Source organism: Paenibacillus sp. 3LSP, assembly GCF_032465655.1.
GTDB classification, from domain to species: Bacteria; Bacillota; Bacilli; order Paenibacillales; family Paenibacillaceae; genus Fontibacillus; species Fontibacillus barengoltzii.
This window is the reverse complement of sequence record NZ_JAWDJI010000242.1, coordinates 1-9,574: the sequence shown is the minus strand read 5'-3', so window position 1 is coordinate 9,574 and position 9,574 is coordinate 1. Positions and strand designations below refer to the sequence as shown.

Sequence of the window (9,574 nt, the reverse complement as noted above, 5' to 3'; positions counted from 1 at the left end):
GCTGGGGATTTCCTCTTTATATTTTGATTATATTACACGCCAGAAAGTATAAACTTCGGAGATGGGCATCCTGATATCGCAAGAAAAACATCTGCTAAACGCGGTCTGTCGACTTTGAATGTACGTCGACAGACGTTTTTCTTTATGTCTGGCGGCATTTTTACACCACCGCCGGAATGTCCATCCACTCTACGCCATTGCCGTTTTGTCGCAGCAATTCGGCGGTTTCCACCAGCTTCTCACCCCGGTGGCAGGAGATGATCAGATAATCGGTATCGGTTGTGCCTGCCTCCAGCTCGATTTCCAGCAATCGGATCATCGAGACGGTTTTGTCCAGCACCATCCGGGCCAGCGTCTCAAGCAGCAAAGTGAACTGGTCTGCGGAGGCATACGGTGCAATCCGAATCGGCTCCCTTGGCCCGTCCGCCAAGCATGCATTGCAGGCGAATCCCGCCGCCAGACCGCTGCGGAGCGCATGCTCGGCCACAGTCGCCGCGTAACGGATTCCCAGCTCAATGCGCTCCGGATCGATGACCGTCTTCCACATCGAATCACTGGTCTCCAGGTTGAGGCAAATCATCAGCCGATGGTCGGCTGTATAATCACGTTGATGCACCTGCAGCTTGCCGGTGCGAGCCGTCGCCTTCCAGTTGATGCTGCCCAGCGGGTCGCCAGCCCGGTACTCGCGGGTGCCCGCGGTCAGGAACGGATCCTCCACGATCCAACGCCGGACAGGCAGTTCCCCCAACCAGCTGTGATTGGGCAGCGGCAGTTCCTGCAGCTCCAGAATTCGCGGGTACACTAGCAGTTCAAGATCCAGCGGGAACCGCTTGACCTCGGCGTTCATTCCAAACGGATCCCCCGTCGTCATCGTGGCCGATTCCAGCCGGTACCATCCCCGGCGCGAGCAGATCACTTGGTGGTGCCGCGTGATTTGCCGGTACGGCCGCAGATGGAACAAGCTGCTGTGGTTCTGATAGATCTCCCCGGCATGGATGTTCAAGTTGCTCTGCCGGCCAAACGTCAGGCCGACAGCGATGCTGGATTCAAGCCGAAGCCACGGCAATGGCAGCAGCTTGGCGTTCGAGATTACCTCAACCATTTCGACGGTATCCCCTTCAAACACCGCCCGTTCCGTAAAATAACGCCGATAACGAACGCCTTTCAAAGCTCTCCAGCGGTAAATGAGCGCCAAAGCCGCGATGATCCCTACGGCGCTGATCAGGAGCCAAGGCAACATCGGTCAGTCCCCCCGCTTGCCCTGTGCCGCCAGCACCGCTTCAGCCGGAACCTCCACATGCTCTAACACCTGGCGCACCACTTCGGCCCCAGGGTTATCCGCACCGCGCAAGCTGTGGCGAAGGAGCAGTCGATGCGCCAGCACCGGCACGGCCACCGCCTTGATGTCGTCCGGCGTCACGTAATCGCGGCCCCGAACCAACGCCAATCCTTGCGAGGCGCGCAGCAGACTCATGCTCGCCCGTGGGCTCGCTCCCAGCTTGACCTCCGGATGCTTACGGGTCGCCTCGGTGATTGCCACGATATACACGAGCAGATCCTCCGCTGTGCGGACGGTCTGCGTGAACCGCTGCGCTTCCGCCACTTCCGCAGCCGAAGCGACCGGAAGGAGCTCGGCCAGCGGCTGATGCTCCTTGAAGCGTCCCAGAATGGACACGCCCTCGTCGGATGTTGGATACCCCATGGCAATCCGCATCAGGAAGCGGTCCAATTGGGCTTCCGGCAGCGGGAACGTGCCCTGCTGATCCACCGGGTTCTGCGTCGCCATAACGAAAAACGGCGCCGCCAGCTCATGCGTCACCCCGTCGATCGTCACCTGCCGTTCCTCCATACACTCCAGCAAGCTGGACTGCGTCCGCGGTGTCGCCCGGTTAATTTCGTCCGCCAACAGCACATGGGTAAACACCGGCCCCGAGCGGAACTCGAAATCGCCGGTCTTTTGATTATAGAAATTAATGCCGCTCAAATCGGATGGCAGCAGGTCCGGCGTAAACTGGATGCGTTTAAACTCGCCGCCCAGCGATTTGGCCAACGCTTTGGCCAGCAGCGTTTTGCCGGTCCCCGGCACGTCCTCCAGCAGCACATGACCGTTCCCGAGCAACGCGGCGAGCAGCAAATCCACCACGTTCTCCTTCCCAACCACCACCTCACCGATATTGCGGCGAATCCGCCCGATCATCTCTACCGCTTCCCGCAGTTCCATAGGAAAAACCACCTTCATCGCAAAATTTAGTCATGCGTTGTTACCGCTTTCCAAACGCGATAGCCCAAGGAGGGCTTGGACAGTCTTATCGCCTTACACCCGCAGCCACTCGCTTAAGTCTACCACCGAACGCATCGCATATTCCTGCCGGACCGGCACCCCGTCTTCGAGCACGATCAGACAAGGGACGCTGGCGATTCGCCATCGTTCCCGCAGGATCGGGGTAAAGTTGATGTTCAGCTTGGACACCGGAATACAAGGGCCGGACGCCAGGACGATCTCCAGCATTTTTTCCGCCAGTTGGCAGGTCCCGCAAAGCGTCGTAACGAAAAATAAAGCCTCCCTGCCCGTACCCGCTTCCTTCCCATCCGGCGCTGTCTCCCTTCTCTTCTCCGCTTGCATCAGCCATTCCTGCTCCGTGATTTCGCGTAAACTCACGGGTCCCCAACTCCTGTCTCTTGGTCTCTAGGTTTCTTTTGACGTAACAGTTATTTCTTATCATAGCATAGGAAAACGGCCCTTTCGTCAAAAAAACGAAAAGGCCGCTTCCGAATCCGGCTTTTATGCCGGGCGTTTCGTAAACACGCAGAAGGTGACGCCAAACTTGTCGGTCACAACACCGTACGCCGGACTAAAGTACATCGGTTGCAGCGGCTGGTGCACCTCTCCCCCTTGCTTCAAACCATCAAATATCCGCTTCGCGTGCTCCGCCGTGTCTATGGTGAGGCACACGGTCACCTGGTTGCCGACGGTATGCGGCTCATCGGGAAACTTGTCCGACACATACATCACGGTGTCTCCCAGCTTCAGTACGGAGTGGGAAATCCGCTTCTGCAGCTCCTCGCTCATCGGCTGCTTCGGCTCCGGCATTTCGCCAAACGTCTCCTTAAAGACCACCTTCGCCTCCAGCATTTGTTCATAGAAGGCGATAGCCTCCGCCGCTTCTCCGTTCAACGCAATTAATGGGCTGGCCGTTAAAATCATCTTCGATCCGCTCCTTTATCCTCATCATTTCCCCCGCACGCATCGGCGCAGGTTCAAGTCCGCTTACTGGACTTTGTACTCAGTGTAGCTCATAATAGTGACAACTATTGTCGTAATTAAAAAAATCACGAACGGAGCTTTAAGTCACATGTCCAAATCGAAACGGCTCATGGAGCTGATGATGACGGTGAATCGCAAACGCAGGTTCACCGTTAAGGAACTCGCCCAAGAATTTGGCGTCTCCACCCGCACAATCCTTCGGGACCTGCAGGAGCTTAGCGAACTTGGCGTGCCGCTGTATTCCGAAGTTGGGCCGCATGGCGGATACCAGGTGCTGAACGAGCGAGTTCTGCCGCCGATCGCCTTTACCGAAGAAGAAGCGGTGTCGATCTTCTTCGCCAGCCACGCCCTGCGCCACTATCAATTTCTTCCGTTTGAAACGGAAACGTCCTCCGCGCTGGGCAAGTTCTATCACTATATGTCCAGCGATGTCCGAGATCGGATCGACCAAATGAAAAACCGCGTCGACTTCGTGGCCCCGACGCGGCAATCGGCTTTTCCGTATTTAGGCTTGCTGTTGGAAGCCGCTATCCAACAGCAAGTCCTCCGGATAAACTACGAATCGCGGCGCGGCGTCTCCACCTGCCGTCAGATCCAGCCGGTTGGCATATACGCCAGCGACGGCTTATGGTACTGCCCGGCTTATTGCTTCGAGCGGCGCGATTTCCGCTTGTTCCGTTGCGATCGCATCACCTCAGCTAAGGCTGCCGCAGGGCCCGACGCGCCGGAACCGCTTGACCTGCGCGACATTCATCTCGGCAACTGGGAGGAGCATCTCAGCCGCAAGCCAGCGCTCTTGAACTGCGCAGTTGAGCTTACCCCGCTGGGCGTTGAGGCCTGCGAAGGCCAGTTCATCCGCCGTCACCTGCAGCTTCACATCCGGGAGGATGGCTCCGGCCGGCTGGCAGGGCCGTTCCCAGCCAGCGAGCTGTCATACCTCGCGACGTTCTTTATTGGCCTTGGCCAGGAGGCCACCGTCCTTGAACCGCCGGAGCTGGTGGATTCGATCAAGCGGACATTAAGCGAGCTGTTGAAGAAATATTCGTAAGCGGCAATTTACATCGACAGCGAGCCCGCCGTCGCAATCTGATGATACAAGCCGTTCACATCCAGCGTGCCAAACACGTTGTTCTGGTTGAACACCAAACGCTCAGCTTCCAGCTCTTCCAGCTGCGGTACCCGGCCATTTACGTAGTCCAATAGGCGGTCACGCGCCGACGCAGCGCGGCTGAGCACTCCCCCATAGCGGATGTCGAGTGCTTCCCAGCCAAACGGCTTGTACGTTCCAAGCCACAGTTCCCGGTGCGCCACACGCAACTCGTCAACCCGGCGGCGCAGCTCCGGCAGCGTCTCGTCGGCGATCCGCCGTAGCCCATCCCGGTCCCCGGCGTCGTAAAGGCGCTTGATCGTTACGCCTAGCGTCGACTTCACGGACAGCGCAGCGGCGAGCTTTTCATAGAAGGCAAACATCGCGGTAAACGGCTCCGTCCATTCGCTTCCCTCTCCGGCAAGATAACCCTGCCATTTCTCAGCCAACCCGGCATAATAGTCCGGCAGCGTCTTTTCCATGCCTTCCACATGCTTGTCGAACAAGCCGATCAGCGGATCTTGCCAGAGCAGGAACTTCGATGGATTCGCGCCGTAATAATTCCCTTCGTGGACCTCCGGCACTTCATCCATCCCCTTCAATGCTTCGAGCGGTCCAAACAAATCAAGCCCCGTGCAAGCGGCCAACCGCTTCTGCAGATGCTCGTCCGTGATCTCGCCGTCATGGTACCCATATTCAGCAAACAGCTGCAGGCCCGGCAAAATCACAAAATGATTCGCCTCATTCCCGTTATCGCCCCACGCGGTCGCAAACACTTCCCGCAAGCCGCTCCGTTTGGCAGCACGCAGCGCAGGATGCATGGACGACCACGTTTTGCCATGGTTCGGGGCCATCAGGTTCCACATATGGATGCCCCCGGCAAAGATCGGCTCCGATCCGAGCAACCGGTGCTTATCGAACACCTCTTTGTACACATTCTCATCCGTGCCCCAGTAGTTCCAGTACACGAACCGGAGTCCTTTCGGGATCTTGGCCATATTTTCCTCGGAAAAATCCGCCTCCATGTTATACAACCCGCCCTGTACATCGTTTGATAACAGGTTGAAATACATATCGCTCCAGATCATCGGCTCCAGCCCCAGCTTCCCGGTGATCTCCATCACCCGCCCGACATGCTCGTTCATGACCTCGAACCGATCGCGGAAGCCGTTGTCCCGTAAATACCGGCCCAGTCCAACTTGAAACGCTTCGTCCATGCCGATATGGATCCGCTTCGACCGGAATGGCGCCGACGCTGCCCGAATCGACTGCTCCAGGAATTCATACGTGGCTGGCGAGCCCGGCAGCACGATGTCCGGATGGTCGCGCAGCGGCTCGGCGTACTGCCATTTCAGCGCATGAAATAAATGCCCCAGCGTCTGAATGCACGGGATCATTTCGATGCCAAACAAATCTGCATAATCATCACATTCCCGCAGTTCTTCCGCTGTGTAACGCCCCCGCATATACCCGAAGTAAGGCAGTTCCGGCACTTCGTACGTGTCCTCGGTATACATCATCAGCCCGTTCAGCCCCATCACTGCCATGTAACGCAGCATCTGCTTGATCGCATCCACCCGCATTACCGCGTTGCGCGATGCGTCCAGCATTGCTCCGTTGTAATCGAAGCTCGGCCGCTCCGTGAGGTCAAACGATTCTTTCGTCTTGGCGTGCTCCACAAACAACCCTAAGGCGCGGAAGAAATGAATCTTCTCCACATATTCAATCCGGCCTTTCCCGCCGCTCAGCGTAACCCGCAGCTGTCCCGCATCTGGAGACAATCGTACGACTTCCACCGGTAATCCCGAAGGATCCATTTGGAATCCGAGTTGAGCCTCCAATTCTTTCACACCATGAACGAATTCCTCATCCCATCCTTGAAAAAAAAGCTTCATCCCGTGAACCTCCTCATCAAATGTGTAAACCCCTGCGCCCAGAGACTCACTGTCCACCTTCGCGTCGATAACTTCGCGGCGAACATCCGGTAATTCGCTTGAACACACGCGAGAAATAAAACGTATCCTGATACCCCAGCGATTCGCCGATTTCCTTGACGCTTTTCTCCGTGTTCATCAGGACGTTCTTGGCCTCAGCCACCTTCAGCCGGTGAATGAATTCATTCAGCGGATAACCCGAATATTCGTGCACGATCCGCCGAAGCGTGGACATCGAAATATGATGCCGCGCCGCCAGCTCCTCCGGTGTTGGACCGGCATACAGGGAAGCGGCAATGTCCTCGATGACTTTCATCACGAACCGTCCCCGGTTTCCCGCTTCCGCTTGATCCGCCTGCGATACCAGCTCGTACAGGAACGACTCCAGCATGAGGGAAGCCCGGTCAAGATTGCTTGGCACGCCGCTGTCAATCAACATGAACATGAGCTCCATCCGGTTAATGAGGGATTCATCGATCGTTGCTTTTTTCACCTGCTCGGGGTGCTGCAACCAGCTGCCCAGCCATTCCTCCACCCTTGAACCTTCCACCGTGAAATAATATTCGTCCCAATGCCCTTCCGCGTGTGGACCGTACTGAAACGTTTCGTTCGGATACAGACAGAACCAGGAGCCTGCCGTAACCTCCTGCCTTTCCGCGTTGCCAGCTTGGTAGTACCCGCTCCCGCCCGTGATCACCACAAATGCCCAGTACCGGAACCTCGCGTCCGCACGCTGCATCGTACGCCCGGGCAGATGACCGGCGTTCACGACGGATAACGATTGGATTTTGCGCCGGCTCGCATCCACCGCGGGATTAAACAAACGAATTGGCTCAGGACTGATCATATAATCCAGATATTTTGTCATCCTGAACATTCTCCCTTTTAAATCCCTGTGCTAAATTAGGGGTGCCTAAACATAGATTTGAATAAATAAAACATATCCTAGCGAATGAATGCTCTCATTGTAGCAAACTCGCGCGGAGAACGAAAGGGTGCACTTGCGAAAAATGAGCCAACTGAACATCGGCCTGGTCGGCACAGGTTCCATTTCCGAGTCCCATCTGCAAGCCTACCGTGCCAACCCGCGAGCCAAGTTGCTCGCCATCTGTGACGTGAACGAGGAACGGGCTCGGAGCATGGCAAGCAAATACGACATCCCGCACGTTTACACGGATTACCGCGAGATGTTCGCTAATCCGGAAGTCCAGGCAGTCAGCATCTGCACCTGGAACAACACCCACGCCCCGATTAGTATCGCCGCTTTGGAAGCCGGCAAGCAGGTTCTCTGTGAGAAGCCGCTCTGCATCACGGTGGACGAGGCTCTGCAAGTACAACAAGCCGTCGAGCGGACCGGTAACCTGTTGCAGGTCGGTTATGTACGGCGGCACGCCTCCAACATCGCGGTGCTGAAGAAATTTATCGATGCCGGAGACCTCGGCGAGATTTATTATGCCAAAGCGAGCCTCTTGCGTCGGCTTGGCAATCCCGGCGGCTGGTTCGCCGACAAGTCGCGCTCCGGCGGCGGCCCGCTGATCGACATTGGCGTGCACGCCATCGATCTGTGCTGGTACCTGATGGGCCGGCCGAAAGTCAAATCGGTGAGCGGCAACACCTATGCGAAACTGGGGAATCGTTCGAACATCGAGAACTACTCGTTTTACCAAGCAGCGGACTACGATGCCTCCCTCAACACGGTGGAGGATATGGCCAATGCGTTGATTCGCTTCGAGAACGGTGCGTCACTGCTTGTAGACGTCAGCTTCTCCTTGCATGCGAAGCAAAATTCCGCACTGATCAATATCTATGGCGACAAGGGCGGCGCCGAAATTGAACCGACATTGTTGATCGTGACGGAGCGCCACAACACCATCGTGAATATCGAACCGCAGATTAGTACGCCAGGCTTTGATTTCAGCGGGGCCTTCCAGAATGAAATCGACCATTTTGTCGCTAGCTGCCTGGATGGCATTCCGCCGATCAGTCCGGTGGAAGACGGTGTGGAAATGATTAAAATCCTGAACGCAATTTACGATTCGGCTGCCGAAGGCCGGGAAATTCATTTTTAATCTTATGAAGTCCAAGGAGGCGTGAGCACGATGAAGCTAAATAACAAAATTGGCATTATCGTTGACAGCTTTGGCGTAGGCGTGAAGGAAGGCTTAAAGAAAGCGAAGGAAGCCGGAGCTGACGGCGTACAGATCTATGCCGTTTCCGGCGAGATGGATCCGGAGGTTCTCACTGGGGCTAAACGCAAAGAACTGCGAGATTACATCAGCAGCCTGGGGCTTGAAATCTCCGCCTTGTGCGGCGACCTGGCCGGCCACGGATTTCAAGATGCCGCCGCCAACCCCGCCAAAATCGAAAAGTCCAAGCGCATTCTCGATCTGGCGGTGGAACTGGGCACCAACGTGGTGACTACGCATATCGGCATCGTGCCGGAGGACACCAACAGCCCGATTTACGCAGCCATGCAAGAGGCGTGTGAGGAGCTGGGCGTGTATGCGAAGAGTCTGAACGCTTATTTTGCGATCGAGACCGGACCCGAACCTGCTGCTCATCTAAAAAGCTTCCTGGACACCCTCAGCACCAACGGCGTCTCCGTCAACTTCGACCCGGCCAACATGGTGATGGTCACGGGAGATGACCCGGTTCAAGGCGTCAAAACGCTGCGGGAATACATCGTCCATACGCACGTCAAGGACGGCGTCCGCCATCGCCCAGTGGATCCGCGGGACGTGTACGGCTTCCTTGGCTACGATGCCATGAGCCACGAAAAAATCGCCGATATGGCCGCCTCAGGCGCAGGCTTCGAGGAAGTGCCGCTGGGCAAGGGCAGCGTTGACTTCCCGGCATATTTCGCCGCCCTGCAGGAAATCGGCTACACCGGCTACCTGACAATTGAACGCGAAGTCGGCGACAATCCGGAAGAGGATATCCGTCAGGCTGTGAAGTTTATCCAGTCGTTCCGGGGATAGTTGCCTCTCGGGAAATCATTCGCTCTCTCTGCCTCACGTAACGGACCCAAATGACCTTATTAGCTTATTTCCTGATGATTTCCCGCCGTAACGGACTCCAGCGACCTTATGGACTCTCTACTGCGGCGATTTGATCGGCTCCATCCGAAATAAGGCCTCCTCGGTCCGTTACGTGAGTATAACGCCCTAAAGCAGGCAAATAGCGCTTCTGGAGTCCGTTGCTATGAACGTTTTTGTCAAGCCCTCGGTTTTAACTCTGCCTGAGCACGTGGCGCGAGAGCAAAAATGCGAGCGACGGTCGGCACGCTGC

Annotated in this window: 9 protein-coding genes; 3 read left to right on the top strand and 6 right to left on the bottom strand. The window is 56.5% G+C overall.

Going from position 1 to position 9,574, the window contains the following annotated elements:
• Positions 1-160: 160 nt before the first annotated feature.
• From RW092_RS21260 to RW092_RS21245, 4 genes are all read right to left on the bottom strand, one after another.
• Entirely contained in the window at positions 161-1,240 is a 1,080-nt protein-coding gene (locus RW092_RS21260; RefSeq protein WP_016313749.1) for a DUF58 domain-containing protein, read from the bottom strand.
• A 3-nt stretch (positions 1,241-1,243) separates the two neighbouring features.
• On the bottom strand, positions 1,244-2,221 hold the full coding sequence (locus RW092_RS21255; RefSeq protein WP_316011224.1) for an AAA family ATPase: 978 nt from the start codon (positions 2,219-2,221) through the stop codon (positions 1,244-1,246).
• Positions 2,222-2,314: 93 nt separating this feature from the next.
• On the bottom strand, positions 2,315-2,659 hold the full coding sequence (locus tag RW092_RS21250; protein ID WP_255315357.1) for a thioredoxin family protein: 345 nt from the start codon (positions 2,657-2,659) through the stop codon (positions 2,315-2,317).
• A 123-nt stretch (positions 2,660-2,782) separates the two neighbouring features.
• Positions 2,783-3,205 (bottom strand): VOC family protein, encoded by a 423-nt coding sequence (locus RW092_RS21245; RefSeq protein WP_016313752.1) that lies wholly within the window; start codon positions 3,203-3,205, stop codon positions 2,783-2,785.
• Between the two features lie 148 nt (positions 3,206-3,353).
• Here RW092_RS21245 and RW092_RS21240 point away from each other — a divergent pair, with 148 nt between their 5' ends.
• Positions 3,354-4,313: a helix-turn-helix transcriptional regulator gene (locus RW092_RS21240; protein ID WP_316011223.1), complete on the top strand. Its 960-nt coding sequence runs from the start codon at positions 3,354-3,356 to the stop codon at positions 4,311-4,313.
• Positions 4,314-4,321: 8 nt separating this feature from the next.
• Here the strand turns inward: RW092_RS21240 and RW092_RS21235 are convergent, their stop codons facing one another.
• Together RW092_RS21235 and RW092_RS21230 are read right to left on the bottom strand one after the other, a co-directional pair.
• The gene (locus RW092_RS21235) at positions 4,322-6,247 is read right to left on the bottom strand and encodes a beta-N-acetylhexosaminidase (protein ID WP_316011222.1); all 1,926 of its coding nucleotides are present in this window, start codon (positions 6,245-6,247) and stop codon (positions 4,322-4,324) included.
• Between the two features lie 46 nt (positions 6,248-6,293).
• The gene (locus RW092_RS21230; RefSeq protein WP_016313755.1) at positions 6,294-7,154 is read right to left on the bottom strand and encodes a helix-turn-helix domain-containing protein; all 861 of its coding nucleotides are present in this window, start codon (positions 7,152-7,154) and stop codon (positions 6,294-6,296) included.
• Positions 7,155-7,296: 142 nt separating this feature from the next.
• On the opposite strand from RW092_RS21230, the gene RW092_RS21225 reads away from it, so the two are divergent.
• Complete coding sequence (locus tag RW092_RS21225; protein ID WP_316011221.1) at positions 7,297-8,355, top strand: Gfo/Idh/MocA family protein; 1,059 nt, start codon at positions 7,297-7,299, stop codon at positions 8,353-8,355.
• Positions 8,356-8,385: 30 nt separating this feature from the next.
• Positions 8,386-9,264: a sugar phosphate isomerase/epimerase family protein gene (locus RW092_RS21220; protein ID WP_028537521.1), complete on the top strand. Its 879-nt coding sequence runs from the start codon at positions 8,386-8,388 to the stop codon at positions 9,262-9,264.
• Positions 9,265-9,574 lie beyond the last annotated feature (310 nt).

What these genes read in the sequence shown, in the direction of transcription:
- RW092_RS21245 (WP_016313752.1), bottom strand. Translation starts at nt 3,205, where the DNA reads ATGATTTTAACGGCCAGCCCATTAATTGCGTTGAACGGAGAAGCGGCG.
- RW092_RS21240 (WP_316011223.1), top strand. Translation starts at nt 3,354, where the DNA reads ATGTCCAAATCGAAACGGCTCATGGAGCTGATGATGACGGTGAATCGC.
- RW092_RS21235 (WP_316011222.1), bottom strand. Translation starts at nt 6,247, where the DNA reads ATGAAGCTTTTTTTTCAAGGATGGGATGAGGAATTCGTTCATGGTGTG.
- RW092_RS21230 (WP_016313755.1), bottom strand. Translation starts at nt 7,154, where the DNA reads ATGACAAAATATCTGGATTATATGATCAGTCCTGAGCCAATTCGTTTG.
- RW092_RS21220 (WP_028537521.1), top strand. Translation starts at nt 8,386, where the DNA reads ATGAAGCTAAATAACAAAATTGGCATTATCGTTGACAGCTTTGGCGTA.
- RW092_RS21260 (WP_016313749.1), bottom strand. Translation starts at nt 1,240, where the DNA reads ATGTTGCCTTGGCTCCTGATCAGCGCCGTAGGGATCATCGCGGCTTTG.
- RW092_RS21255 (WP_316011224.1), bottom strand. Translation starts at nt 2,221, where the DNA reads ATGGAACTGCGGGAAGCGGTAGAGATGATCGGGCGGATTCGCCGCAAT.
- RW092_RS21225 (WP_316011221.1), top strand. Translation starts at nt 7,297, where the DNA reads ATGAGCCAACTGAACATCGGCCTGGTCGGCACAGGTTCCATTTCCGAG.